23 protein-coding genes and 3 tRNA genes are annotated in these 26,303 nt (G+C 34.7%); 8 read left to right on the top strand and 18 right to left on the bottom strand.

What is annotated here, in order from left to right; all coding sequences use genetic code 11:
• Positions 1 to 36 precede the first annotated feature (36 nt).
• The 16 genes from HT696_RS05450 to HT696_RS05380 all read right to left on the bottom strand — a co-directional run bounded on the left by HT696_RS05450 (position 37) and on the right by HT696_RS05380 (position 16,981).
• On the bottom strand, positions 37 to 516 hold the full coding sequence (locus HT696_RS05450; RefSeq protein WP_173218729.1) for a sigma-70 family RNA polymerase sigma factor: 480 nt from the start codon (positions 514 to 516) through the stop codon (positions 37 to 39).
• A 120-nt stretch (positions 517 to 636) separates the two neighbouring features.
• On the bottom strand, positions 637 to 2,595 hold the full coding sequence (gene ftsH, locus HT696_RS05445; protein ID WP_173218731.1) for an ATP-dependent zinc metalloprotease FtsH: 1,959 nt from the start codon (positions 2,593 to 2,595) through the stop codon (positions 637 to 639).
• Between the two features lie 15 nt (positions 2,596 to 2,610).
• Positions 2,611 to 3,153 carry a hypoxanthine phosphoribosyltransferase gene (gene hpt, locus HT696_RS05440; protein ID WP_000892176.1) on the bottom strand — a complete coding sequence of 181 codons (543 nt, stop codon included), beginning with the start codon at positions 3,151 to 3,153 and terminating at the stop codon, positions 2,611 to 2,613.
• 4 nt (positions 3,154 to 3,157) lie between these two features.
• Entirely contained in the window at positions 3,158 to 4,435 is a 1,278-nt protein-coding gene (gene tilS, locus HT696_RS05435; protein WP_173218733.1) for a tRNA lysidine(34) synthetase TilS, read from the bottom strand.
• Positions 4,432 to 5,700 (bottom strand): serine hydrolase, encoded by a 1,269-nt coding sequence (locus tag HT696_RS05430; RefSeq protein ID WP_173218735.1) that lies wholly within the window; start codon positions 5,698 to 5,700, stop codon positions 4,432 to 4,434. Before HT696_RS05430 ends, tilS begins: the two co-directional genes overlap by 4 nt.
• Positions 5,693 to 5,815 carry an SP_0009 family protein gene (locus HT696_RS10850; protein ID WP_000429331.1) on the bottom strand — a complete coding sequence of 41 codons (123 nt, stop codon included), beginning with the start codon at positions 5,813 to 5,815 and terminating at the stop codon, positions 5,693 to 5,695. The genes HT696_RS05430 and HT696_RS10850 overlap by 8 nt, the downstream gene beginning before the upstream one ends.
• Positions 5,816 to 5,819: 4 nt before the next feature.
• The gene (locus HT696_RS05425; protein WP_000041903.1) at positions 5,820 to 6,188 is read right to left on the bottom strand and encodes a septum formation initiator family protein; all 369 of its coding nucleotides are present in this window, start codon (positions 6,186 to 6,188) and stop codon (positions 5,820 to 5,822) included.
• Positions 6,181 to 6,447 carry an RNA-binding S4 domain-containing protein gene (locus tag HT696_RS05420; RefSeq protein ID WP_001234978.1) on the bottom strand — a complete coding sequence of 89 codons (267 nt, stop codon included), beginning with the start codon at positions 6,445 to 6,447 and terminating at the stop codon, positions 6,181 to 6,183. The genes HT696_RS05425 and HT696_RS05420 overlap by 8 nt, the downstream gene beginning before the upstream one ends.
• 57 nt (positions 6,448 to 6,504) lie before the next feature.
• Complete coding sequence (mfd, locus tag HT696_RS05415) at positions 6,505 to 10,014, bottom strand: transcription-repair coupling factor (protein WP_173218737.1); 3,510 nt, start codon at positions 10,012 to 10,014, stop codon at positions 6,505 to 6,507.
• Positions 10,015 to 10,584: an aminoacyl-tRNA hydrolase gene (gene pth, locus HT696_RS05410; RefSeq protein ID WP_173218739.1), complete on the bottom strand. Its 570-nt coding sequence runs from the start codon at positions 10,582 to 10,584 to the stop codon at positions 10,015 to 10,017. It abuts the gene before it with no gap.
• 71 nt (positions 10,585 to 10,655) lie between these two features.
• Positions 10,656 to 11,771, bottom strand: coding sequence for a redox-regulated ATPase YchF (gene ychF / locus HT696_RS05405; RefSeq protein ID WP_001218700.1), 1,116 nt, complete (start codon positions 11,769 to 11,771; stop codon positions 10,656 to 10,658).
• Positions 11,772 to 11,855: 84 nt separating this feature from the next.
• Complete coding sequence (locus HT696_RS05400) at positions 11,856 to 12,050, bottom strand: DUF951 family protein (RefSeq protein WP_000285186.1); 195 nt, start codon at positions 12,048 to 12,050, stop codon at positions 11,856 to 11,858.
• Between the two features lie 64 nt (positions 12,051 to 12,114).
• Positions 12,115 to 13,251: a DNA polymerase III subunit beta gene (gene dnaN, locus HT696_RS05395; RefSeq protein WP_112445407.1), complete on the bottom strand. Its 1,137-nt coding sequence runs from the start codon at positions 13,249 to 13,251 to the stop codon at positions 12,115 to 12,117.
• Positions 13,252 to 13,409: 158 nt separating this feature from the next.
• Complete coding sequence (gene dnaA, locus HT696_RS05390) at positions 13,410 to 14,771, bottom strand: chromosomal replication initiator protein DnaA (RefSeq protein ID WP_112445409.1); 1,362 nt, start codon at positions 14,769 to 14,771, stop codon at positions 13,410 to 13,412.
• Positions 14,772 to 14,983: 212 nt separating this feature from the next.
• Positions 14,984 to 15,742 carry a ParB/RepB/Spo0J family partition protein gene (locus HT696_RS05385; protein WP_112445411.1) on the bottom strand — a complete coding sequence of 253 codons (759 nt, stop codon included), beginning with the start codon at positions 15,740 to 15,742 and terminating at the stop codon, positions 14,984 to 14,986.
• A gap of 57 nt (positions 15,743 to 15,799) precedes the next feature.
• Positions 15,800 to 16,981: a S1C family serine protease gene (locus HT696_RS05380; protein ID WP_112445413.1), complete on the bottom strand. Its 1,182-nt coding sequence runs from the start codon at positions 16,979 to 16,981 to the stop codon at positions 15,800 to 15,802.
• Positions 16,982 to 17,164: 183 nt separating this feature from the next.
• Here HT696_RS05380 and rlmH point away from each other — a divergent pair, with 183 nt between their 5' ends.
• The 7 genes from rlmH to HT696_RS05345 all read left to right on the top strand — a co-directional run bounded on the left by rlmH (position 17,165) and on the right by HT696_RS05345 (position 20,349).
• Positions 17,165 to 17,644: a 23S rRNA (pseudouridine(1915)-N(3))-methyltransferase RlmH gene (gene rlmH / locus HT696_RS05375; RefSeq protein WP_112445415.1), complete on the top strand. Its 480-nt coding sequence runs from the start codon at positions 17,165 to 17,167 to the stop codon at positions 17,642 to 17,644.
• Positions 17,645 to 17,687: 43 nt separating this feature from the next.
• Positions 17,688 to 17,761: transfer RNA gene (locus tag HT696_RS05370), tRNA-Arg, on the top strand.
• A gap of 165 nt (positions 17,762 to 17,926) precedes the next feature.
• Positions 17,927 to 18,052, top strand: a complete 126-nt coding sequence (comC, locus tag HT696_RS05365; protein WP_112445417.1) for a competence-stimulating peptide ComC — start codon at positions 17,927 to 17,929, stop codon at positions 18,050 to 18,052.
• 20 nt (positions 18,053 to 18,072) lie between these two features.
• On the top strand, positions 18,073 to 19,398 hold the full coding sequence (comD, locus tag HT696_RS05360; protein ID WP_164226121.1) for a competence system sensor histidine kinase ComD: 1,326 nt from the start codon (positions 18,073 to 18,075) through the stop codon (positions 19,396 to 19,398).
• Entirely contained in the window at positions 19,395 to 20,147 is a 753-nt protein-coding gene (gene comE, locus HT696_RS05355; RefSeq protein WP_000866064.1) for a competence system response regulator transcription factor ComE, read from the top strand. Before comD ends, comE begins: the two co-directional genes overlap by 4 nt.
• Positions 20,148 to 20,198: 51 nt before the next feature.
• A tRNA-Glu gene (locus HT696_RS05350) sits at positions 20,199 to 20,270 on the top strand.
• A 5-nt stretch (positions 20,271 to 20,275) separates the two neighbouring features.
• Positions 20,276 to 20,349 (top strand) — tRNA-Asn (locus HT696_RS05345).
• Between the two features lie 40 nt (positions 20,350 to 20,389).
• Here HT696_RS05345 and HT696_RS05340 read toward each other — a convergent pair.
• The gene (locus HT696_RS05340; RefSeq protein ID WP_119941849.1) at positions 20,390 to 20,932 is read right to left on the bottom strand and encodes a TetR-like C-terminal domain-containing protein; all 543 of its coding nucleotides are present in this window, start codon (positions 20,930 to 20,932) and stop codon (positions 20,390 to 20,392) included.
• A 127-nt stretch (positions 20,933 to 21,059) separates the two neighbouring features.
• On the opposite strand from HT696_RS05340, the gene HT696_RS05335 reads away from it, so the two are divergent.
• Positions 21,060 to 23,702: a YhgE/Pip domain-containing protein gene (locus tag HT696_RS05335; RefSeq protein WP_173234348.1), complete on the top strand. Its 2,643-nt coding sequence runs from the start codon at positions 21,060 to 21,062 to the stop codon at positions 23,700 to 23,702.
• Positions 23,703 to 23,728: 26 nt separating this feature from the next.
• Here the strand turns inward: HT696_RS05335 and HT696_RS05330 are convergent, their stop codons facing one another.
• Positions 23,729 to 26,272, bottom strand: coding sequence for a YfhO family protein (locus HT696_RS05330; RefSeq protein ID WP_173283416.1), 2,544 nt, complete (start codon positions 26,270 to 26,272; stop codon positions 23,729 to 23,731).
• Positions 26,273 to 26,303 lie beyond the last annotated feature (31 nt).

Genomic DNA, 26,303 nt, shown 5'->3' with positions numbered 1-26,303 from the left:
CTTTTTTAAACTTTTTTTATTTTTTTGCATGAATTCCTAATGGGTACGGATGTCAAACTCCTTAAACACAATACGTAAGTCCTTTAGGACTCTTTGACGCCCTCGGAATCGTTCATTTCTTAAAATGCGTTCTAGCTCTTCTTGTTGCTCTTTAGTTTGTTTGTTTCTATAATCTCTTAGTGTTTCATGAAAGAGATAATAGTCATCTAGCCACAGACCTCCCTCACTTATACGATGACTGATCTCGCCTACTTCTTCATAAGGTTCTTTATTATATCTTCGTTTGTGGCTTTCTTGCTTACGGATATAGTCTAAAATTCGATTTCGAAACTTGGTTTTGAAATATTGCCTTAAACGAGGGATATCTTCTACCAATTCTTCTTCTCTACTAATCAATTCATGTAAGCAAATCATTCCCTCTTGGTTCCAGTCCGATAGCTCCCATAAATGAAGGTAATATTCATTTCTACACTTGTATACAATTCCTTGGACTTCTTCATACATTTTTTTAAGCATAATCTTCCCCTTTCTAGATACAGTCTAACAGATTCAGAAACACTTTTGGCACATTTCCTCCATTCTGCACCCTTTAGATCCTCAACTGCACAAAAAAGAGAGGACAAGCCTCTCTTTGGGTTATTTTTCGTCATTCATTTTTGACTTTACTTCATCATAGGATAGTGCATGAGATTCCTCTTCTACTGCTTCAGGCATCTTTCCTGTTTCGTAAAGAGCTTTAATTTGTGTACTATCTAATGTTTCGTATTTCAATAATGCTTCTGCAATCAACTTGTGAGTTTCACGATTTGACTGAATAATTTCAGCAGCTTTATTTCGTGCTTCATTCAATAATGAACGAACTTCTTCGTCAATTTCATAAGCTGTTTGTTCTGAAATTAATTTTTGAGGACTCTGTGCCCCAAACATAGCATGGTTTCCTTCATATTGTACTGGGCCAAGTTTTTCACTCATACCGTACTCTGTAACCATTGCACGCGCCATTTGTGTCGCTTGTTCAAAGTCGTTTGAAGCTCCTGTAGTTTGGACATTAAAGATAATTTCTTCAGCTACACGTCCACCCATTAAGCCAGCCAATTGCTCTTTCATATCTTCTTTAGATAGAAGCATTTGGTCTTCCTTAGGAAGTGCAATCATATAACCACCTGCACGACCACGTGGTACAATTGTAACCTTATGGACAACTCGGGCATTCGATAAGACTAGACCAACAATGGTATGTCCTGCCTCATGATAGGCAACTAATTCACGTTCTTTTTGTGAAACAGTCTTATCTTTCTTAGAAGGTCCAGCAATAACCCTATCTTCTGCTTCATCAATATCTGAGGCATCAATTATCGATTTATTGCGACGAGCAGCAACTAAAGCCGCTTCATTCAAGACATTCTCTAAATCAGCACCAACAAAACCTGGAGTTTGTTGAGCAACTAATTTCAAATCAACATCTTCTGCTAAAGGCTTGTTCTTAGCATGAACTTTCAAGATTGCTTCGCGCCCCTTAACATCAGGACGGCCAACCAATACTTTTCTATCAAAACGTCCTGGACGCAAAAGGGCAGGGTCAAGTACATCTGAACGGTTTGTAGCAGCGATGACGATAATTCCTTCATTTCCCTCAAAACCATCCATCTCAATCAAGAGTTGGTTCAAGGTTTGCTCACGTTCGTCATTACCTCCGCCGAGACCGACTCCACGTTGACGTCCAACAGCATCAATTTCATCGATAAAGATAATAGCTGGTGCTGCTTTTTTGGCATCTTCAAAAAGAGAACGAACACGACTAGCTCCAACTCCGACAAACATTTCTACAAAGTCAGAACCTGAGATACTAAAGAATGGAACACCTGCTTCTCCGGCGACTGCTTTAGCAAGCAAAGTTTTACCTGTTCCCGGAGGTCCCTCCAGAAGGACACCTGCTGGAATACGAGCCCCAAGTTTTGTAAATCGTTTTGGATCTTTTAAGAATTCAACAACTTCAACTAGTTCTTGTTTTTCTTCCTCAGCTCCAGCAACATCTGAAAATCTTACTTTAATATCTTCTTTATTTGCAGCTTTAGCCTTACTACGTCCAAAACTCATTGGGTTACGACCATTGCCTCCCCCCATATTTCCCATCATAGAGAATAGGAAGAAGAAAAGAATCCCAAATGGCACAATGGATACGAGTAGATTAATCCACATACCACTTGAACTTTCATGCTTAACAGTTACTTCTGCTTTATGGTCAGAAGCAAGTTTTTGCAATTCTGATACTGTGGTATCAGAGGGAAGAATAATACTTGAAAATTTCTCTACTGTTGTAGCAGATGGAGAAAAGAACTGAATGCCTGTTTCTTCTTTACTTGTTTTAGGATTTTTATAGACACCCGAAACTTCTATAACACTGCCATTTGGTTGGTAAGTCAATTCTTTTACATTGTCATCGGTAATTTCTTTTACCAATTCTGTATAATTAATTTGCTCACTTTTCCCTGCAACACTACCTGTACTAAAATACTGGTAAGCTGTAACTAGGAAAAAAATAAGTAATAACCATAGAAATGGATTTTTAATTAAACCATTATTTTGTTTTTTCATTAAAAATTGTTCTTTCTAATTTGAATACACTTCTTCTTTTAAGACTCCAACATAAGGAAGATTACGATAATTTTCTTTGTAGTCTAAACCATAACCTACTACAAACTCATTTGGGATAGTAAAGCAGGTATAGTCTGCCTCAATTTCTACAACACGTCCTTCTGGTTTATCCAACAAGGTTGCAATGTTAACAGAAGCTGCTTCTCTTGCAATAAACATATCTCGCAAATTCTTCAAAGTTTGACCTGTATCAATGATATCCTCTACAAATAGAACATGTCTTCCTTTAATATCTTGAGTTACATCTTGCTTGATATTGATGACACCACTACTTGCTGTTCCACCATGGTAGCTAGAAACCATCATGAAGTCCATTTCAATATGTGTATCAATATGTTTGACCAATTCAGCCATAAAAGGAATAGATCCTTTTAAAATCCCAACCAAGATTGGATTTTTTCCTGCATAGTCCTTAGTTAATTGAGCACCTAATTTTTTAGCAGCTTCTGTAATTTCATCGTGTGAAACGAGGATTTTTTTAATATCGTTTTCTAACATTTTTTTACCTATCTATTTTTTCTATATAAAGTACAGTGTTCATTATATCATTTTTCGTGTTTTTACTCAAATCACTAGTCGCAATTCCCAAAATTGAGACAATTTCACCAAATTGCTCAATAATCAGAGCAGATTTTCGCTTTTCCATAGGGATTTTCAAATCAATAAATAGACGTCTGAGTTTTTTTCTATGCCCATTTTGAATCAAAAAATCTCCTCTTTTTCGATGACGAATGAGTATTGATGTTTCCCGTGAAACAGGTATTCGTTGAATTGATTCACCTTCTAATGGAAGTCCAAAGGAAAATAAATAACCTTGATAAGATACCTGATTTTGATAGTGTAACACAAGTTCATCTTCCTTTTCATCAGCCTGCGGACTGATTTTACAAATCTGAAACTGTTGATACTCTTTTATCAATTCATATCCATTTTTAATCGGATAACGATACTGGCTTTTAGATTTTAAAATCTGCCAAACTTCAGCAAACTGCGCTTTTGTAAGATTCAAATCTGGAAAACGATTCAAATAAGTTTGAAGTAAAACTCTTTGTGTTGACTCAGAGTAAGACAATAGCTGCTCTAAATTTTCCACATCAATATTGTTAGATAATTCAGCTATTGCCAAATCATAATCTAAAATTTCATTGCCGATACTTAAGATTGCATCTCTAAATCGAGGATTTTCTTTTTCTAATTCTGGTAAATAAGAATTTCGAATACGATTGCGCAAATAATGATTTTCCTGATTTGATATATCTTCAAAGTGAAAAATTGGTGGAAAGTCTTTTTTCTGAAAATGCAAGAAGGGCCGAATGATTTCTATCTCTCCTACTACTTGCTTCTCCTTAATTCCTGATAGATAGCGCAAACGAGTACCTCGAATCAAACGCATCAAAATCGTTTCCACCTGGTCATCAGCATGGTGGGCAGTGACTAAAGCTGTCGCACCTGTCTTTTTCATGACCTCTTGAAAAAAATCATAACGAAAATTTCTTGCACGCGCTTCTGAAAATTCTCCTAAAAAATTGCTGATATAAATAGGAAGCTCTACTTCAGCAGCCAACTTCCTTAATTCCTTTTCTTCCCAATCTGATTCTACTCTCTGCTTATGATTCACATGAGCTAGAATCAATTCAATTTCTAACTCTTTTTGATAAGTAGATAATACCTTAAATAGAAACATAGAATCTAATCCACCAGAAAGAGCTAGCACCACCTTAGTATGCTTTTTGAAATATCCCTTCTTGAGAAAATGATTTAAAAAATCTTGTTCCCTCATTTTAGAACCTCATAAACATCCTTGGCTATCTGAGAAATCGTATCATAATCAGAATTCTTAGTGAAAATAGAAAGAATAAATGGAGAATCTGCGTAGACAACACCCGTATCATGCTTAAATTCGTCCGCATCCCCAATTTTATGAGCTACCTTCACAGAAACACCTTTGGCAATTCGCTGATTATCAAAATCTGTTTTAGTCAAAGACTCTAGCACAAATCCATTTTGATTATAAATGGCTTCCATAACCTTCCCAGCCATCTTGGAAGAAATCAATTTTTCTTTTGGATCCCAATCATCTCCCGTAATGGCAGACATCTTGGATTTGAATGTGGCATCAGATTGGTTTGAAATGTAATAACCCAATATATTATGAGCTACATTATCAGATTCTTTAGATACTTTTGTGATTAAGTCCTTGAGAGAATACTCTTTATTATCCTCTTTTTTAGGAAGACTACCACTTCCCTCTGGTTTATAAGAACCTGGAAAATCATTGACTGCAGATACGTATTTTACAGTCGTATCTAACTGATAAAGACCCTCATTTATTTTTTCTTGCGCATAATAGAGATAAGGGAGTTTCAAAACACTAGCTGCATACATCTTTTCATCTTGATTGATACCAGCTTCTTTTCCAGTAGTCAGTTGCTTAACATAAATAGAGAATGAATCCTTCTGATATTTTTCAGATAACATTTCTTGGACTTTACTCATCCGATTATCTTCTTCAGAAGTTGATTCTTTAGCTACCCATCCAACCTGATCAATATGTAGAAATTCTCTTCCTTCTACAAACATGGTCTTGTCGATTGATACTTGCGAATAAGCTGATAAGGATGATTTCACTTCTTTTAAATCATAAGGGCTATTATACAGTTTAAAGTCAGATTCTAACCATACTTTTTTTATTATTGGAGTTACCTCCGATTGATCATATAAAAATCGTTTGTCCGCAGCTATAAATTGATGATTTGATAGCTTAAATACCGGAATCCCTTGTTTATTTAAGTGCCACTCAGTTATTTGAAAACTTGTTTTGGGAGTCAATTTTCCAGATTCCACTACTAAATCTTCATTCGCATAAATAGGAACATCTCCATAAACCATGGGAGAACTTAATTTTTCTCTAAAATAAATACCAAAGTCAGATTGTGAAAGGTAATAAATTTCTTTCGAAGTATAGACTACTTCTTTTTCTGTGCTAACGACTTTTGAAATGGTCAAAAAACTTGGTAGCAACAAAATAATTAAGAATTTACGCATTCTTCCTTTCCTTTTCTTCTTGTAAACGCAATAATTGATTTTTATCAGCCAATTCTTCCAGCTTTTCATCTGACAAACTCAAAAATTGCTCAATTATGTCTAATAAATTTTCCATTTTATCACCTTTGAAGCAAGTCAGGAATCGTATAAACTATTTCCCTCGACTTAGAATAATAGTACTTCGCTCGTGTATATTTGGCAGCATAATCCTCATCTTTCAACTTGGTAGCAAATGCTGTCTCCTTATCCTTTTCATCACTCAAAGTTTGATACTGAGTTTGCAAGTCTGCTAATTGCTGACGTCTTTGGAGTAATTGCTGATAGCTCTGCGCTAAATTAAAAGTTGGCAAGATAAATAATAGCATAATCAAAATCAATACCCACCCCATAAAACGATTCCGTTTTTGCCGTTCTTTCATCAGGTAGCGACGGCGTTGGTGTTCATTTTGAATAAAAGAATTATTCAATTGTACGATATTTTTAGACATTTTCTTCTACCCGTGTTTCACTGATAATTTCATACATGCCTGCTGCATCTTCTTTTTTTGTACTATCTTTCATCTCTAGTACTTTTACAAGTAGCAACTTATTGCCAAAGCGAATTTCAACTTGGTCATTAACTTTCAAATCCGTTGAACTTTTGGCCAAGATTCCATTCACCTTGATTCTGCCTTTATCTGCTACTTCTTTTGCGACTGTACGACGCTTGATAATTCGCGATACTTTTAAATATTTGTCTAATCTCATCCTTATTACCTCGACTTATTATTGTACCATTTTTATCTATTTTATAGAAGAAAAATATCAAATGGCATTTTCTTCCTTCGACTCTTTTATCTCTAATAAACTTTCTCCAAAAATCAGCAGACCTTCTAAAATTTCATAATCTTTCTTATTTTGAACATCAAATACAAGCTCCATTAATCCCTTATTCTCAGCGATGCCTGCTTTTAAGTTCGTTGCGGATAAAGCTTTAAAATAATCTTGAGCTAAAAACAGTCGTTGAGTGACTTTTTCAAATTGAACTGTAATCTTATTTTCTTTTCTTTCCACACGTTGAACAAAGACCTTGTCCAAATATGACTTGACTAAACCAATCTCTAAAAGATAGGCTACTACATCTGGGTATTCTCCAAAACGGTCTATCAACTCCTCTTGTAACTCTTCATAATTGACACGGTTGTCAATTTGACGAATTTTCTTGTAAATTTCAATCTTATGTCGTTGGTCTGAAATATAAGTATCAGGAAGATAGGCATCGATTTGCAAAATCAATTCAGCATTCCCTTTAGTTCTTGTGTTAGCGTTAGCATTACCGTTTCGTTTAGCAATAGCTTCCTCTAATAACTGCGAATACAATTCAAAACCAACAGAATCAATGAAACCAGACTGGGATTTTCCTAGGAGATTCCCTGCTCCACGAATCGAAAGATCTCGCATAGCAATCTTAAATCCGGATCCCAATTCTGTAAATCCTTTAATCGCTTCTAATCTCTTCTCAGAGACTTCACTAATTGATTTTTCTGGACGATACATTAGATAGGCATAAGCAATACGATTACTACGACCGACTCTTCCTCTTAACTGATACAAGGTTGACAAGCCCATATGGTCCGCATTTTCAATAAATAAAGTATTGGCATTTGGAATGTCCACTCCTGTCTCAATAATGGTAGTTGTCACCAAGATATCGTATTGTCCCTCAATGAAGTCTAATAGAGTATTTTCCAACTGAATCTCACTCATTTGCCCATGAACATAACCAATCGAAGCCTCTGGAATCAACTCCTGTAATTCAGAAATCTTCTGGTCAATCGTGTCAACTTTATTGTAAAGATAGTAAACTTGACCTCCACGCTCCATTTCACGTAAGACAGCATCACGAATGACACTATCATTCTTTTCTAAAACATAGGTTTGCACTGGATAACGATTAGTCGGCGGAGTTTCAATAACAGACAAATCTCTGATTCCCAGCATAGACATGTGAAGGGTACGAGGAATTGGCGTTGCTGTCAAGGTCAGGACATCTACTTGTTTTTTCAGTTCTTTCAAGGCTTCCTTATGCTTGACACCAAATCGCTGTTCCTCATCAATAATCATCAAGCCCAAATCAGCAAACACAACATCTTTTGACAAAACACGATGCGTTCCAATCAAAATATCAACTTGACCATTCTTTAATTTTTCAAGTGTCTCTGCCTGCTCTTTTTTACTTCTAAAGCGACTCAACACATCAATATTAACAGCAAAATTTTGGAATCGTTCCTTAAAATTAGTATAGTGCTGTTGCGCTAAAACCGTCGTTGGAACTAGAACGACCACCTGTTTATGATCATTGACTGCCTTAAAGGCTGCACGCATTGCAACTTCGGTCTTTCCAAAACCAACATCCCCAACCAATAGCCTATCCATTGGCTGAGAATTTTGCATATCTCTCTTGATTTCCTCGATACTACGAAGTTGATCATCTGTTTCAACATATGGGAAGGCATCATCAAAAGCATCTTGCCCTTCATCATCGGCTGAGAAAGCAAAGCCTTTCAACTGACTACGCTCAGAATAGAGTTTGATTAAATCGTCTGCTATATCCTCTACCTGGTTCTTAACTTTTTGCTTTGCTTTTTTGAAATGACCATCATTTAATTTATTGAGTTTAGGTTCTTTACCGTCACTTGAAACGTATTTGGAAAGTAGATGAATCTGTTCCACTGGGATAGAGATTTGATCCCCGTTTTGGTATTGAACACTAACATAATCACGGTGAATCCCTTTGATTTCAATTGTTTCAATCCCTAGATATTGACCAATTCCATGAATGTGGTGAACAACGTAATCTCCTTTTTCAAGTTCATTGTAATCTTTTAATCTCTCTGCGTTTGAAACATGTTGTCTTCGAAAACGACGTTTCAATTTCTTTTGAAAAATCTCATGTTCAGTTATCAATAAAATCTTTTCATCTACAAAATGAAAACCATGTCTGAGATTGCCCTCGATTAAGTTTACAGATTCTTTACAGATACTTGACTTATCTCTGGAATCCAATTTAATCTGGTATTCCTCTAACATATCCTCCAATGCCTTACTTCCCATTGAATTGCTAGATTGCAAGATAATAGTATAATTCATTTTTTTGTATCGTTCAATTTCTTCTTTTAGAAAAGAAAACTGATTGAAAAATTCCTGCATAGGATATTGATTGAATTGATAAATTTTGTCAAACTTGAGATTTCCTAACCCCTTTTGTAGATTAGAGAAAAAGGTAACCGGACTCTGTTTTTTATAGATTTGTTCTGTATCTGCAAAATACTGCATCTCAGAAAATGCTTTACCATTCTGTAATTCTTCTGTAAAGTATTGCGCTAGCTCCCTTTCAAAGACTTCATACTGATTCATCAATTTTTGATAATCATCAAAGAATATTGGAGTATCTTTTTCAATATAATCAAAGACAGTCCATGTCTTATCATAGCACAAAGATAAAAACTTCCGAGAATCAGAATGAATTTGTTTTTTGTGAAAACTTGAAAGAATTTCTTCTAAGTATGATTTTAAAATAGGTGATAAAGTCTTTGAAATTTGTTTTTCTAAAGCTGACTGACCTCTTTGATAATCATTTTCTCTCAAAAGTATGTCGCTAGCTGGAAAGATTGTGAGTTCTGTCTTATTTTCTTTCGATAATTGTGTTTCTACTTCAAATGACCTGATACCATCAATTTCATCACCAAAAAACTCAATTCGGCAAGGTTCTAACTGGGATATTTCAAAAATATCTAAAATATCTCCTCGTATACTAAACTCTCCCTGAGTTTGTACTTGTGTAACTTTTCGATAGCCTATTTCCTTTAACTGATGGATAAACGCATGTTGATCATATTCTTCACCAACTGAGATTTTTACAATACTATCTTTGAATACATTGGGAGACGGTAAAATTAATCGACTTGCTGCGATATTACATACTAAAATCCCTTTCTTAGACGGATCAGTCAAAAAACGCAAGGCTTCAACCCGTGAAATAATTTTTTCTTGTGAAGACATCAAAAACTCGACCATAGGGGAGTCATCTACCAAAAATGGATAGACAAGTTCCTCACCCAAGATAGAGATAAGATCACTAATAAGACCTTCTGCTTCTCCATAAGTTGATAGCAATAGAACAATCTTATCTTCTTTCTTCAAACTACTAGCGATTGCTAAAGCTTTTGTAGAAGTTGACAAACCTAACATTAATTGTCTTTTCTTATCTGTCAGATTTTGATGCCATTTTTGGATCTGATCATTTTCTGAGAATAAATCTAATAAGGTCGCCATTTATCCGTTATACCTCTGCATCGTTTTCTCAAAGTTTTTCTCTTGTAAATAGTAATTTACAGAATCGTCAACTTTGTCAATAGACTGTAAAATACCGATATAATCATCCTTGTCAAAGGTACTCAAAACATGGTTAACAACTGACATGCCATTTTTAGGTCTTCCGATTCCAATCTTAACACGGTTAAAGACCTGAGTTCCAATATGTTGAATAATAGACTTGATACCATTATGACCACCTGCTGAGCCTTTTGCTCTTAAACGAATCTTTCCAACTTCCATATCAAGATCATCGTAAATGATGAGTAAATCTTCAATATCTAAACCATAGTAAGTCAATAAAGCATGAACTGCTTTTCCACTTTCATTCATAAATGTCGTTGGTTTGACGAGATAAATTTTTTCTCCATTGAAGAAAAAAGATGCTAGATCAGCTTGAAATATCTTATCGTGTGTAAAAGTGACATTCTGCTTCTTCGCTAGTTGATCAATCAACATAAAACCAACATTGTGTTTTGTTTCAAAATATTTATCCCCTGGATTTCCCAAGCCTACAAGTAATTTGGTCATTTATTTTTCCTTTCAAAAGCCAAAAGGGTTGGAATTTTTTTCCAACCTAATTGACACTATTTATTAATTTTTTAGACATTAAAGCGGAATTCCATGATATCGCCGTCTTGGACGATATATTCTTTTCCTTCTTCACGCAAGCGTCCAGCTTCTTTTACGGCCTTTTCAGATCCATATTTCACTAAATCCTCATATGACATAGTTACTGCACGAATAAAACCTTTTTCAAAGTCTGAGTGGATAATACCAGCTGCTTGAGGAGCCTTCATACCACGTTTGAAAGTCCAAGCACGAACTTCTTTTTCACCAGCTGTGAAGTAAGTTCCAAGTCCAAGTAAGTGGTAAGCTGCACGAGTCAACTTGTCAACGCCTGATTCTGTCAACCCAAGAGCTTCAAGAAACTCTTGCTTGTCTTCATCGTCTAACTCAGAAATTTCTTCCTCAGCACGCGCAGAAATCACTACTACCTCTGCATTTTCTGTCGCTGCAAATTCGCGAATTTGTTTGACATAGTCGATAGAATCTGGATCTGAAACTACATCCTCATCTACATTAGCAACATAAAGAACTGGTTTAGTTGTCAAAAGGAAGAGACCTTTGACAACTTTTTGTTCTTCATCTGTAAATTCAATAGTTCGAGCTGATTTTCCATCTTCAAGAACTGGTTTAATCTTTTGAAGAACATTGAATTCTGCTACTGATTCTTTATCTTTTTGCGTACGTGCCATCTTTTCTACACGCGCATAGCGCTTATTAACTGATTCTAAGTCAGCAAGAATCAACTCCAAGTTAATGGTATCAATATCTGCAAGTGGATCCACAAAGGCATCTTCACGTCCTTGCTCGCGCATCACATTTTCATCATCAAAAGCACGAACTACATGAACAATCGCATCTACTTCACGGATATTAGCCAAGAATTTATTCCCTAGCCCTTCTCCTTTTGAAGCTCCTTTTACAATCCCTGCAATATCTGTAAATTCAAATGTTGTTGGAACTGTCTTTTTAGGAGTGATCATTTCAGTCAATTTTTGTAGACGTTCATCTGGAACTTCCACCATTCCAACGTTTGGATCAATAGTCGCAAATGGGTAGTTCGCTGCCTCTGCTCCTGCTTTTGTAATTGCATTAAATAGTGTTGATTTACCAACGTTTGGCAAACCAACGATACCTGCTGTTAAAGCCATATTTTCTCATTCTCCGTTTTCATTTCAATCCCTAATATTATAACACAAAAAGGGAAAACTTGCTAACCCTCTAACTAAGGCTTCCTAGTCAATAATTTTATTCATTTTTCGATCAAAATCATAGCGTCCCATCATGACAACATGGTCACAATTGCTACATTTGATTTTGATATCTGCTCCTACACGCGTAATTTCCCAACGATTAGCCTTTTTACCTGTTGACTTGATGGTGCAAGCGTGTGGTTTTTTCATTTCAACAAAATTTCCAACTTGATACATACTACTCTCCTTTTCTTTTTCGATTATATCATAAAAGAGGCGAGCTAAGCTCAACCTCTTTAACTTAATTTGTACGGACTGGGGTGATAAGCTGCATAAAGTCCTCATCAGTGTCTGCTGGCACAAGAGTAAATGGACGAACAGCTGAGATAAAGCTAATGGTCACCTTTTCGCTATTTAAAGCCTTGAGTGAATCAATCAAGTAAGTTGGGTTGAAACTAATAGTCAAATCTTCACCAGTAACCTGATCAGTATCGATTTCTTCGTTTACTTTACCAACTTCTGGAGAATGAACATGGGCGCTAACAACCCCATCTTTAATTTCAAGTTTCACAGTACCATTTTGAGTCGCACTTGATAAAAGACGAGCACGTTCCATTGACTGGCGTAAGTTTAGCACATCAAAAGTAATAGTAGTGTTAAAGTCTGTTGGAATCAAGCGATCTGTATCAGGATAGTTTCCTTCTAGGAGACGAGTATAGAAGCTAATATTTTCGCTTCTAAAGAGAATTTGGTTATTGGCAAAGAAAATCTCTACAGTTTCAATATCATCTGTAAATACCGCTGAAAATTCGCGTAGAGAACGGCTAGGAATGACAACATCAAAATCATCACTATTTTTCTCAAGCGTTAATTTTTTCTGGCTTAGACGATGAGAGTCTGTTGCAACTGTTTTTAACTCTTTGTGTTGACTCAATACAAAATGAACACCTGTCAAAATTGGACGACTCTCTTGTGTACTTGCAGCAAAAGCTGTTTCATTGATAATTTTCTTGAGTAATTTTGTTTCAAGAACCAAAGGAGTGCTTACTGAAATTTCTTGGATTCGTGGGTACTGTTCGCTATCTTTTCCTTTTAGGGTAATTTCTGATTTTCCACTGGTTAAAACAATTTGATTTTGTTCAATTTCTTTAAAATCAAGAGTCACATCAGGTAGACTAGATACTACATTGATAAAGAAAGAAGCTTCAAGAAGAATCGAACCTAAAGAAGTAATTAACAAACCAGCATCTTCATTTTTTTGAGAAATAAAATTTTCAATTGAAATCTGACCATTTGAACCAATTAAAGTAACACCTTCATTGGTCACGTCAATTTTTACGGTTGATAAAATAGGAATGGCATTTTTAGAACTAATAGCTCTCTTAGTAGTATTTAATGCTTGTAGAAATAAATTTTTATTAATTGAAAAATGAATCATGGATTCTCCTTTATTTATTTTTAGTATTAGAAGGATAATAGTAATAATAGAGTCTGTGAAATCTGTGGAAAACAGACTTTAAACAAGTCATATCAAGTTTTTTGGCTTGTTTAAAAAATGTGGATAAAAAAGATAATAAAGTAAAAGTTATCCACAACTTATTTGATTTTCTTTTTGATTGATTCAATTTCTAAGCGTAAATTATCGTCTTCATCAATCAAAGATTTAATTTTAGCATGGGCATGAATAACTGTTGTATGATCTTTTCCACCAAATTCCTTCCCAATTTTTGGAAGACTATTATCTGTTAGTTCTCTAGATAAATACATGGCTACTTGACGGGCTAACACAATGTTTTGAAGGCGTCTGCTTCCCTTCATTTCTTTGACACTAACTCCATAGAAGTTACCAACTTCATTTTGGATTTTGTCAATTGGGATGACGAGCATTTGGCTAACATCTTGTTTTCGAGCTCTAATAGCTTCTGCAGCAATATCAATAGTGATATCCTTGATGTTTTTTACTCTGGCAATTAAAGTGATGTCGTTGATAGCTCCCTCAAGATCTCGAACATTTGAATCAAATTGCCCAGCTAGGTATTCTAGAGTATCACTTTGGAAATTGTAGCCTAAATGTTCCGTTTTACTTTGTAAAATGGCAATGCGTGTTTCAAAGTCAGGGGGTGTGATAGTTTGTGTCAACCCCCAACTAAAGCGCGTGACAAGCCTCTCCTCGAGTCCTTCTAGATGTTTTGGACTACGATCACTGGTTAGGACAATCTGTTTTTGCTTGTCATGAAGGGCGTTAAAGGTATTGAAAAATTCTTCCTGAGTTGCGACTTTTTTTCCGCTGAGTGACTGGATATCATCGATTAACAAAAGATCAAGACTACGATAGGTTTTTTTAAATTTTTCCATTTCCCCAAGCCTTAAGTGATCAAGAAAGTCATTAATAAAGCTTTCAGCAGGTATGTATTTGACACGCGCATTTGGAATATTTTTTAGAATTTCATTTCCAATAGCGTTTAACAGGTGAGTCTTACCAAGCCCAGGTCCTCCATAGATAAAAAGAGGGTTATAGGTCAGAGCCAAATCTTCAGAGACAGCCAAAGCGGCTGATACTGCCCAAACATTTCCATCCCCTTGAATAAAATTATCAAAGGTATACTTTTCTTTTAACCCAGTATCCGAATACGGAATAGATGCTAACTTTGGACTATAGTCATAAAGAGTTGAATTTGTAGATTCTTCAACTTGTGAGATAGCCGTATCTTGAGGTTTGGTGAAAATATAGTGGGGAGTTATTTCAGCATCATAAATTTCAAATCCAGCTACTACAATAATATCTTTTAGTTGTTTTTCCCAGACCATTTCCATTTCAGATCGTGGTAAAAATATAGTGGCAACATTTTCTTCTACCTTGACGAGTTCAGCTTGAATAGCATAGAAATCATACATGGATCGAGTCAGTCTTTCTTGAGCAAATTCTAAGATACGATTCCAAAATTGTTTTTCTTTCAATCCTTTCTCCTCCTTTACTATTTAAAAGTTTAATACTAGACCTATTTTACCATAGATAGTAAGAATTTTCCACAAGCTGTGAAAAATAATCCACAATGTTATCAAGTTTTATCCACAGGTTGGGGATAAAGTTAGAAACTATTGATTTATTAAGCTTTTTATTGAAAAATATAGTGGATAACCTTGTGAGATAAAAAAATAAAAGAACAGCCTTATTTCAGGCTGTTGATAATTCTACTGTATTCTTCTTGATTTGAAAAAGCAATAATGATTTTTCCACTATCTTTTTTAGAAAGTTTGATTTCTACATCTAATCCGAGTAGTTTTCTTAACTGTTCTTCTTCATTCTGTATGAAATGATTCGTTTTTTGCTGTCTCTTTTGTTTTTTCTCTGTCAGAAGAGCTTCTAACTTCCTTACAGAAATATCTTCTTCTATAATCCGTTGAAAGAAATAGTCTTGTTGTTCCTTATTCAACCCAACTAGCGAACGAGCATGTGCTTGTGATAGTTTGCCATTTTCTACTTCTGAGAGAATCTGTTCTGGCAAGTAAAGCAAACGAATGGAGTTGCTGATATATGGACGAGACTTGCCCATTTTATCTGCAATTTCAGCATGGGTAAATCCTTTCTCTACGAGAGATTCATAGGCGCGTGCTTCTTCTATAGGATTTAAATTTTCTCTCTGCAAATTTTCAATAATGGACTGGATCATCATCTCTTGGTCTGAAAGCTGTTTAATAACAGCTGGGATAGACCTTAGACCAGCTAAAAGTGAAGCCCGATAGCGTCTCTCTCCTGCAAGGATTTCATAACCAATCACAGGAGATTGACGAACAATAATCGGTTGAATGAGTCCATTTTCTTTGATAGACTGTGCTAGTTCATCTAGTTTTTCTCCATCAAATTCTTTTCGAGGTTGATAGGGATTTTTTTGTATATCCGTGATAGAAATCATTTCAAATTTTTCCATGATTCTACACTAACATATCTTTTCTCTTATGTAAAGCTTTCTTTACATAGATGTCAATTAAGATTCTAAATCACCTGAACTCTTGTCAAGTTTAATAGATGTAGTTTCTTCTTTACCGTTACGATAGTAAGTGATCTTAATGGTGTCTCCGATAGAATGATTGTAAAGAGCACTTTGTAAGTCTGTTGATGAAGCAATCTCTTTGTCATCTACTTTTGTAATCACATCGTATTTTTCAAGGTGACCATTGGCAGGCATATTACTTTGTACAGAACGAACAACTACACCAGATGTAACATTACTTGGAATATTGAGTCTTCTGATGTCGCTTGTACTTATATTAGATAAATTAACCATCTGGATTCCCAAAGCTGGGCGTGTCACTTTTCCGTTCTTTTCTAACTGTTCAATAATATTGATAGCATCATTTGCAGGAATTGCAAAACCAAGGCCCTCTACAGATGTTCCTCCATTTGTGGCAATTTTACTTGAGGTAATTCCGATAACCTGTCCTTGAATATTGATCAGTGGGCCACCAGAGTTACCTGGGTTAATAGCAGTATCAGTTTGGATGGCTTTTGTAGAAATGGCTTGTCCATCTTCAGATTTTAAAGATACATTTCGATTAAGACTAGATACGATACCTTGAGTGACAGTATTTGCATATTCAGAACCTAACGGGCTACCAATGGCAATAGCAGTTTCTCCTACGGTTAACTTGCTAGAATCACCAAACTCAGCTACTGTTGTCACTTTTTCTGAAGAGATTTTGACGACAGCAATATCAGAGAAAGTGTCCGCTCCGACAATTTCTCCAGGTACTTTAGTCCCATCTGACAAACGAATATCTACTTTGCTGGCACCATTTATAACGTGATTATTGGTGACGATGTAAGCTTCTTTATCATTCTTTTTATAAATAACCCCAGATCCTTCACTAGAGATTTGTTGAGAATCTGTATCAGTCTCATCATTGCCAAATACGCTATTTTGTCTATTTGCTGAATAAGTAATAACGGATACAACGGCATCTTTTACTTTATTAACAGCCTGCGTTGTTGAATTTTCGTTTTTATAGGCAGTCTGTGTGATAGTGCTATTGTTGTTCGAGCTACTTACACCACTTTTTTGAGTTAGTTGAGCTATTGAAAAACTACCCAAGGCTCCACTAAAAAAGCTAATGACGATAACGACTAATAATTGAAACCCTTTTTTGTAAAATGTTTTTAAATGTTTCATATTTGCCTCCATATTTTTGAATTACTGAAAGTATAAACTGACTAGCTTAATTATAACTTAAACACAAAAAGTTTTACACAAACTGTGGATAACTCTTTTAAAACTGTGATTTTCTCAATTGAAATCTATTTTTTATTTTGTGAATAAGATGTGAAAAAATAGAGAATATGTTAGAATAGAGTCATGAAAATTAAAGTTGTAACAGTTGGGAAACTGAAAGAAAAGTATTTAAAAGATGGTATTGCAGAGTATTCAAAACGAATTTCTCGATTTGCTAAACTTGAAATGATTGAGTTAGCAGATGAAAAAACACCAGATAGGGCCAGTGAATCAGAAAATCAAAAGATTTTAGAAATAGAAGGTCAGAGAATTTTATCAAAAGTTGGTGACCGTGATTTTGTTATTGTGTTAGCCATTGAAGGGAAAACTTTCTCCTCGGAAGAATTTAGTAAGAATTTAGAAGAAGCTTCTATAAAAGGATTTTCTACTCTTACCTTTATCATTGGAGGGAGTTTAGGATTATCATCAGCTGTAAAAAAGAGAGCCAATCTTTCTGTCAGCTTTGGCCGTTTAACCTTGCCCCATCAGTTAATGAGACTAGTTCTTGTTGAACAAATCTATCGCGCTTTTACGATTCAGCAGGGATCACCCTATCATAAATAGAGAATTGACTTTTAATTGAATTTTTGGTAGAATAATTGTGTTAGGTCTCATAGCTCAGCTGGATAGAGCATTCGCCTTCTAAGCGAACGGTCGCAGGTTCGAATCCTGCTGGGATCAATATAGTAGCAAAGCTGGGAATTTTCCCGGCTTTTTTCTTAAAAAAGTACACTTGGGGAGAAAAAAATGACAGTTGAGAGAATTTTATCTAAAATGAAATTCCATTTTGTATAATGGTTTTTGTAAGTTAGCTTACAAGAAAAAAACATTTTAGGAGATTTTATTATGAAAAACACAGTTAAATTGGAACAGTTTGTAGCCTTGAAGGAAAAAGACTTGCAGGAGATTCGAGGTGGGGAAAGTAGGGTTTCAAGAATCATCCTTGATTTTCTTTTCCTACGAAAAAAGTAATAAAATAAGGAGAAAGAGTAATGGATTTACTTGGATTTGGGACAGTTATTGTTCATTTTTTAATTATTAGTCACAGTTACCGTTTAATTTGTAAAGGTCAAATAAATAGAAAAGAACTATATGTTTTTGGTATCTATACATTACTAGTAGAAGCAGTACTTGAACTTTCCTTTTATCTTCCATATTTAGATAAAATAGGGATTGAAAGATTTTTATTTCCTTTGGGCTTATATTCCTATTTTCGATGGATGAAACAGTATGAGAGGGATAGAGGACTATTCCTAAGTTTACTACTATCTCTTTTATATGAGAGCACTCATAACTTTCTGTCCGTAACTTTCTCCTCTATAACAGGAGACAATTTTGTTTCACAATATCATTTCCCATTCTTTTTCGTTGTAACGGTGTTGACTTATGTTGTTATATTAAAAATCATTCATTATTTCCACTTAGAACTAACCTATTTTGACAAGGACTACCTTTATCCTTTCTTGAAAAAAGTATTTTTTGCTTTACTATTGTTACATCTTTTATCTTTCGTTTCAGATATAGTAAGTACGATTAAACATTTGAATAGTTTTGGAAGTATCTTGTCATCTATTGTCTTTATTTCTCTCCTTTTGACCTTCTTTGCAATGAATTCGCATAAAGAACAAATGGAAAAAGAGATTGCTTTGAAGCAGAAGAAATTTGAACAGAAACATTTACAGAATTATACAGATGAAATTGTCGGACTGTATAATGAAATCCGTGGTTTTCGACATGACTATGCTGGAATGCTTGTCAGTATGCAGATGGCAATTGACAGTGGTGATTTACAGGAAATTGACAGAGTTTACAATGAAGTTTTGGTCAAAGCAAATCATAAATTGCGTTCAGATAAGTACACTTACTTTGATTTGAACAACATAGAAGATTCAGCTTTACGAAGTTTGGTTGCTCAGTCTATTGTCTATGCTCGAAATAATGGTGTAGAGTTTACACTGGAAGTAAAAGATACGATTACCAAGCTCCCAATTGAACTATTGGATTTGGTTCGTATCATGAGCGTTTTATTGAACAATGCTGTCGAAGGATCGGCTGATAGCTATAAAAAGCAGATGGAAGTAGCAGTTATTAAGATGGAAACTGAAACAGTTATTGTGATTCAGAATTCATGTAAAATGACGATGACTCCTTCAGGAGATCTATTTGCTTTAGGATTCTCCACTAAGGGAAGAAATCGCGGGGTAGGATTAAATAATGTGAAAGAACTACTAGATAAGTACAACAATATTATTTTAGAAACAGAGATGGAAGGCAGTACATTTAGACAAATTATTAGATTTAAGAGGGAATTTGAATGAAAGTTTTAATTTTAGAAGATGTTATTGAACATCAAGTGAGACTAGAGAGAATATTGGATGAAATTTCGAAAGAATCGAATATTCCAATATCATACAAGACAACAGGAAAAGTCCGTGAATTTGAAGAATACATTGAAAACGATGAAGTAAATCAGCTTTATTTCCTAGATATTGATATTCATGGAATTGAGAAAAAGGGATTTGAAGTGGCTCAGCTCATTCGTCATTACAATCCTTACGCTATTATCGTCTTTATCACCAGTCGATCAGAGTTTGCGACTCTAACCTATAAATACCAGGTATCAGCCCTAGATTTTGTTGATAAGGATATCAACGATGAGATGTTTAAGAAGAGAATTGAGCAAAATATCTTTTACACGAAGAGTATGTTACTTGAAAATGAAGATGTGGTGGATTATTTTGACTACAATTACAAGGGAAATGATTTAAAAATCCCTTACCATGATATTTTGTATATTGAAACGACAGGAGTCTCTCATAAATTACGTATTATTGGTAAGAATTTTGCCAAAGAGTTTTACGGTACCATGACAGATATTCAGGAAAAGGACAAACATACTCAGCGATTTTATTCTCCTCATAAGTCATTTTTGGTAAATATAGGCAATATTAGAGAGATTGATCGAAAAAACCTAGAAATTGTTTTCTATGAAGATCATCGTTGTCCTATTTCAAGATTAAAAATTAGAAAATTAAAAGATATTTTAGAGAAAAAATCTAAAAAGTGATTGACAATTAGTAAGAAATTGATATAATGGTTATATCTGCTACAGATAGAAGGTCCGTTGGTCAAGGGGTTAAGACACCGCCTTTTCACGGCGGTAACACGGGTTCGAATCCCGTACGGACTATTTTATCCGCCATAGCTCAGTTGGTAGTAGCGCATGACTGTTAATCATGATGTCGTAGGTTCGAGTCCTACTGGCGGAGTATAGATAAAAAGGAACACAACTGTGTTCCTCTTTTTGTATCAATTTGTATCACCAAGCATCTTCATAAGGAAATCTGTTATTTCTTGAGGACTTTCTTTTTTTCCATGTGCAATCCAAGTTTGACAGACACCAAAAAGTGCATGAGTTAGATAGATGCTACTGTATTCTAATTCAGTTGTATTGAGATTCAGTTGCATAAATCGCTTTTGTAAATCTGTACTGAGCATGATATGAAGTTTATTTCGTAAGAAATTTTGGATTTCTTTGGTTCCATTTTCAGAAAGAAGGGCAGCCAGAAGTGGTTCTGATTCCAAATATTCAAAGACTTCTAAAATAGCGTCTCTTTTGTGATGAGCATGTTTTTGAAAAATATATTCAAATGTATGAAATAGCTTGCTTTGATAATGCTCAATCATATCATACTTATCCTTATAGTGAGTATAGAAGCTGGAACGACTAATTCTGGCTTTTTCTGCTAACTTTACAGTAGAAATTTGATCAAATGGCTGTTCCATCAGTAATTGTACCATAGCATTTTCAATAGTTCGCTTTGTTTTTAAGCGTTTGTTACTTTCTTGCATATTTTCTCCTTATAAACAAATTAGACTATATGTCTAAAAATAGATTTTTTATCTTATAATTTAGATTTTTTAATGTATAATCTATTATATCAAAATTTTAGACAATATGTGTAAAAAAGGAGAAACTATGTTTAAAGAATGGAAAGCAATTTTTAAAAAACCAACCTTTATTATTGTCATGATAGGGATTTCTCTTATTCCAGCTCTGTACAATATTATATTTTTGTCCTCAATGTGGGATCCGTATGGTCAATTGTCTGACTTACCTGTGGCAGTTGTCAATAATGATAAAGAGGCTTCCTATAATGGTAATACTATGGCAATAGGAAAAGACATGGTGTCCAATTTAAAAGAAAATAAAACCTTGGATTTTCATTTCGTGGATGAAGATGAAGGAAAGAAGGGATTGGAAGATGGAGATTACTATATGGTAGTGACTTTACCCAGTGATTTATCTGAAAAAGCAGCTTCTATTTTAACGGATCATCCAGAGCAAATGCAAATTGATTATCAGACTTCAAGTGGTCATAGCTTTATTGCCAGCAAGATGAGCGATTCTGCGATGACACAATTGAAGCAGAATGTTTCTACAAATGTAACTGAGACCTATACTAAAGCCTTATTTAACAAAATGATTGATTTAAAGGATGGCATGAGTCAAGCAGCTTCTGGTAGTGAAAAATTAACTGATGGAGCGAATCAGTTAGTGACAGGAAGTCAAACATTAACTACTAACCTACACTCTTTAGCAGCTTCAAGTTTAACCTTTTCAAATGGAACGGAGCAGTTTACTAAAGGATTATCTGCTTATGTTTCTGGTGTCGAACAACTTCATCTTGGCTTAGGGAATTTTAATAGTGGTTTAGTTACATATACTGGTGCAGTGAGTCAATTAGATAGCGGATTAGGTCAATTATCTTCTAAAAGTCCTGAATTAGTAAGAGGAATCAATCAGTTATATACTGGTGTAGAATCCTATACTGGCGGTGTTTCTCAGCTTAATGCTGGTCTTAATCAATTTTCATCTGGTGTTAGTGCCTATACAAATGGTGTGGGAAATCTTGCAACAGGTGCTAATCAGTTATCTAATCAATCAGCTACACTTCGAATGGGTGTGGAGCAATTAAGTGAAGGAATTCAACAACTTTCTAGCAAGTTAGATGCTTCGTCTGAGCAAAAAGATCAAATTAATCAATTATCTTCTGGTTTGAATCAGTTAAATCAAGCTATTCAAAATATTGATGTTGGAGATACAAAACAATTAGATTCTGTTTTATCAAGTATAGTATCTCTTTCTAATCAAATGTTAGCACGTGCTCAGTCTGATAAAGCGACTACATTAGCTAATATTCAATCGACAGCAGCTTATCAATCATTGACAAGTGAGCAACAAGCTGAGATAAGTGCTTCTGTATCTCAAAATTCAACTGATAGTATTCAATCTGCTCAGTCAATTGTAACTTTAGTACAAGGTTTACAGGGAAGTTTAGAAAACTTACAAAATCAATCTTCTAATCTTTCGACTTTAAAAAATCAAGCTAATCAAGTATTACCGCTTGCTTCTACTTCTTTGACAGGATTGTCAAGTGGATTAACAGAGATACAAGGAGCTGTTACTAGTAAATTAGTTCCTGCTAGTCAGTCGATTGCATCAGGTGTAAATACATATACTACAGGTGTTGATAAAGTTTCTCAGGGCGCAAGTCAACTAAGTGAAAAAAATGCCACCTTGACAGGTAGTTTGGATCAACTAGTTTCAGGCTCAAACACCTTGACACAAAAATCTTCTAACTTGACAGCAGGAGTTGGTCAATTAGTTGAAAAAACTCCAGAATTAGTGTCTGGGATTGAAAAATTATCAACTGGCTCTAACCAATTGAATCAAAAGAGTCAAGAATTGATAGCAGGAGTTGATAAATTGCAGTCAGGCTCTAGCCAACTAGTTGACAAATCCAGTCAGTTACTTTCAGGTGCTTCTCAATTAGAAAGTGGAGCTAATAAATTGGCAGATGGAGCTGGGAAACTAGCAGAAGGTGGAACAAAGTTAACTTCTGGATTGGAAGGTTTACAGATAGGAGTTGCTTCTTTGGGACAAGGATTAGGTAATGCTAGTGATCAACTCAAGTCAGCATCAACAGAATCTAAAAATGCAGAGATTTTGTCAAATCCTCTCAGTCTATCCAAAACTGACAATGACCAAGTTCCTGTAAATGGAATTGCAATGGCTCCTTATATGATATCAGTTGCTCTCTTTGTTGCAGCAATATCAACGAATATGATCTTTGCGAAGTTGCCTTCAGGACGTCATCCAGAGAGCCGTTGGGCTTGGTTGAAATCTCGAGCAGAAATAAATGGTATTATAGCTGTTTTAGCAGGAATTTTGGTATATGGAGGAGTTCATCTTATTGGTTTAACTGCAAATCATGAGATGAGAACATTTATTCTCATTATCCTAACAAGTTTAGTATTCATGTCCATGGTGACCGCTTTAACAACATGGAATAGTCGTATAGGAGCTTTCTTTTCTCTTATCTTGCTTTTATTACAGTTAGCATCAAGTGCAGGTACTTATCCACTTGCCTTGACAAATGATTTCTTTAGAGCTATTAATCCCTGGTTACCAATGAGTTATTCAGTTTCGGGATTACGACAAACAATCTCTATGACAGGAAATATTCATCATCAAGTTATTTTCCTTGCCGTTATATTAGTACTATTTATTTGTTTAGGTATGCTAGCCTATCAACCTAAGAAAATGGAAGAAGATTAAAAAAATCGACCAACTGGTCGATTTTTTTATGTCTTAGATGATTTTCGTTTGTGATTATAGATTCCAAATAGTAAAAGAGAAGTAAAGGAACAGATTGCTCCAGTAATAAAACCATTGGGAATAAAGGAAAGTGTAATAGTTCCTTTTCCCTTAGGAACGTCAACTTTCATAAAGCCAGTTTGAGCTTGTTTCATTTCTATTTTCTTATCATCTTGGTAGGCAGACCAACCTTTGTCATAAGGAATAGTGAAAAAAATAGATGTATCTTGTTGGACATCATATGTAGCAAAAACATTGTTTTTAGAAGTTGATACTGTGACAGGTTGTTCTTTAATTTTTTGAATTGCCTCAGTTAAAGTTTGGGTATCTAAACGGTAGAAGGTAGGAGATTCAAATGATACTTGTGAATTTCCAGGGAAACTAACATGAATATTAAAAGTTTTTGTATCTTTTGTATAGCCTAGATTAAAGAAGGAGAAGACATTATCAGTTGTAAAAGTTTTCTTTTCTCCATTTACAAGAATGTCAACCTTTTTTTGTTTGTCATTAGAAAAGTGAAGGTTTGTGAAAGAAAGATAAACTTGACTGTTTTCGGGAACCTCAATTTGATACTGGATTGCTGCATCCTCATTTGAAGAACTTGTAACACTAATCAAATCATTAGTATTTTCTGTTTTGTCATAAGGAATTGGAGAAAAATAATCAAAATTGACGTTGGCAAGTTGATTTAAAAACGAGGCTTGATTATCCAAAGTGTGTTCATTGAACTTGACATCATTGTAAACAGACTGACTAGCAAAGGCAATCGGAAGAGAGAATTGATTTTCATATAGGGTAAGATTATCTTTTTGATAGATATCTTTAAAACCATACTTATCAATAGGACTGTCTGAGATATTATACTGGATACCAAATAAACTATCAGCCAAAATACTATTATTTGCATAGCGGAGATTGAGATTAGTCCCAGAGGATTTAAACCCAAGTTTATCCAAAGTAGAGCTTGCTGAACGATTTCGAACAGATGAAAATTGAGAGATTCCATTGTAGTTGAATTTCATACTGTCATTTCCTGTCTGAGTCTCTAGTTTCTCAGTACGAGTAAATTGATTTCCAATATATGTTGAGAAAGATTCCATAGCTGGGATATCTCGATTATATGCACTTCGAGAAGCAAATCCCCATTCCTTAGCAATTCCGTCTATTTGAGATGAAGCATTTAAACTTATTTCAACCATTATAAATAAAGAGATTAGAATGGCAAATAGATTTACAGAGATAAACTTTTTGATAACTGCAAGGAGTAAAAGAGAATAGACAACCAAAAATTCAAGAGTCAGTAGAATATTCAAATCTGTTAAAAAAGAATAATGTGATTTTAGATAGATGGTAGCTAAAAATCCTGTTACTATAAGAAAAAGCGAAACTAAAAAATTCCAGATTTTAATTTCTTTCAGACGATTTAAGACTTCCGCTGCTGTGTAAATTAACAAGGTAGAGAAAATCCAAGCATAGCGATGTAAAAACATGTTTGGAGTATGCATGCCTTGCCAAAATAAATCAAGAGATTCAATATAAAAGCTTGCAATTAGACATGCAAAGAAGATTGCATAGATAAGTTTCACGTGAAACTTAATGGATTTCAGCGTAAAAAATAAAATAGTCAAAATAAAGGGAAGTAGTCCAACAAAAATCATTGGAATAGCCCCATACTTGGTTGTATCAAAGGAACCGATGAATTGCTTAGCAAAGAGATCAAGATACCAGCTACTTTCAGTTTGAAACTTTGTAACTTCAGTCAATTTTTCCCCATGTGTCTGTAAATCAAACAGAGTAGGAAGAGTCAGAATCAAACTAGCCATACCAGCTAAAAAGGAGGTCACAACAAAATCAAGAACAGATGATTTTCGAGTTTTAAAGTCCCAAGAAATTTGACAGAGATACCAGAAAATAAGAAACAATACTGTCATATAGCCAAAATAATAATTTTGAATAAACAAAATTGACAGACTTGTAAAGTACAATAGGAATTTCTTTTCAGTGATAAGTAGCTGTAAACCAGTTATAATTAAAGGAATCAAGATAAAAACATCTATCCAGGTTTTTATCTCTAGTTGACTAACTGTGAAACTCATCAGAGCATAGGAACTAGATAAAGCTAGTTTTAAAGGCTTAGGAATCGATTGAAATAATTTATTTAAACTAAAGTAAGTTGACAGTCCAATCAATCCAAATTTTAAGAGAGTTGTCAGATAGACAGCATCTGGCATATTAGTTAGATCAAAAAAGTAAACTAGTGGTGAAAGGAAACTACCTAAGTAATAACTAGATAGGGCATAGAAATTCAATCCGAGGCCACTTGTAAAGGTGTAGAACAAACTACCATTTCCATGTAGGATATTTCTTAGAGCTATATCAAAAATAACGTATTGATGAAACCCATCTCCTAATAGTGGAGATGTATCGCTATTCCAGTAGATACCTTGAGATAGATACACTCCTATCATAATGATTATGGGAATGATGAAAGAAACAAAATAGGTCCAATATGTTTTAAAAAATAATTTCATGTTACCTCATAAAATGTTAGAAAACTCAGCT

Source organism: Streptococcus sp. 9903 (genome assembly GCF_013276625.1).
In the GTDB taxonomy this organism is placed as follows: domain Bacteria; phylum Bacillota; class Bacilli; order Lactobacillales; family Streptococcaceae; genus Streptococcus.
This window is presented reverse-complemented; position numbering and strand designations above follow the sequence as displayed.

Bases quoted from the DNA above. Each gene is read 5' to 3' on its own strand.
- comD (WP_164226121.1), top strand. From the start codon at position 18,073: ATGGATTTACTTGGATTTGGGACAGTTATTGTTCATTTTTTAATTATT.
- comE (WP_000866064.1), top strand. From the start codon at position 19,395: ATGAAAGTTTTAATTTTAGAAGATGTTATTGAACATCAAGTGAGACTA.
- HT696_RS05340 (WP_119941849.1), bottom strand. From the start codon at position 20,932: ATGCAAGAAAGTAACAAACGCTTAAAAACAAAGCGAACTATTGAAAAT.
- comC (WP_112445417.1), top strand. From the start codon at position 17,927: ATGAAAAACACAGTTAAATTGGAACAGTTTGTAGCCTTGAAGGAAAAA.
- HT696_RS05450 (WP_173218729.1), bottom strand. From the start codon at position 516: ATGCTTAAAAAAATGTATGAAGAAGTCCAAGGAATTGTATACAAGTGT.
- HT696_RS05430 (WP_173218735.1), bottom strand. From the start codon at position 5,700: ATGCGTAAATTCTTAATTATTTTGTTGCTACCAAGTTTTTTGACCATT.
- HT696_RS05400 (WP_000285186.1), bottom strand. From the start codon at position 12,050: ATGTATCAAGTTGGAAATTTTGTTGAAATGAAAAAACCACACGCTTGC.
- HT696_RS05335 (WP_173234348.1), top strand. From the start codon at position 21,060: ATGTTTAAAGAATGGAAAGCAATTTTTAAAAAACCAACCTTTATTATT.
- HT696_RS05425 (WP_000041903.1), bottom strand. From the start codon at position 6,188: ATGTCTAAAAATATCGTACAATTGAATAATTCTTTTATTCAAAATGAA.
- HT696_RS05380 (WP_112445413.1), bottom strand. From the start codon at position 16,981: ATGAAACATTTAAAAACATTTTACAAAAAAGGGTTTCAATTATTAGTC.
- rlmH (WP_112445415.1), top strand. From the start codon at position 17,165: ATGAAAATTAAAGTTGTAACAGTTGGGAAACTGAAAGAAAAGTATTTA.
- hpt (WP_000892176.1), bottom strand. From the start codon at position 3,153: ATGTTAGAAAACGATATTAAAAAAATCCTCGTTTCACACGATGAAATT.
- ychF (WP_001218700.1), bottom strand. From the start codon at position 11,771: ATGGCTTTAACAGCAGGTATCGTTGGTTTGCCAAACGTTGGTAAATCA.
- mfd (WP_173218737.1), bottom strand. From the start codon at position 10,014: ATGGCGACCTTATTAGATTTATTCTCAGAAAATGATCAGATCCAAAAA.
- ftsH (WP_173218731.1), bottom strand. From the start codon at position 2,595: ATGAAAAAACAAAATAATGGTTTAATTAAAAATCCATTTCTATGGTTA.
- HT696_RS10850 (WP_000429331.1), bottom strand. From the start codon at position 5,815: ATGGAAAATTTATTAGACATAATTGAGCAATTTTTGAGTTTGTCAGAT.
- HT696_RS05330 (WP_173283416.1), bottom strand. From the start codon at position 26,272: ATGAAATTATTTTTTAAAACATATTGGACCTATTTTGTTTCTTTCATC.
- dnaN (WP_112445407.1), bottom strand. From the start codon at position 13,251: ATGATTCATTTTTCAATTAATAAAAATTTATTTCTACAAGCATTAAAT.
- tilS (WP_173218733.1), bottom strand. From the start codon at position 4,435: ATGAGGGAACAAGATTTTTTAAATCATTTTCTCAAGAAGGGATATTTC.
- pth (WP_173218739.1), bottom strand. From the start codon at position 10,584: ATGACCAAATTACTTGTAGGCTTGGGAAATCCAGGGGATAAATATTTT.
- HT696_RS05385 (WP_112445411.1), bottom strand. From the start codon at position 15,742: ATGGAAAAATTTGAAATGATTTCTATCACGGATATACAAAAAAATCCC.
- HT696_RS05420 (WP_001234978.1), bottom strand. From the start codon at position 6,447: ATGAGATTAGACAAATATTTAAAAGTATCGCGAATTATCAAGCGTCGT.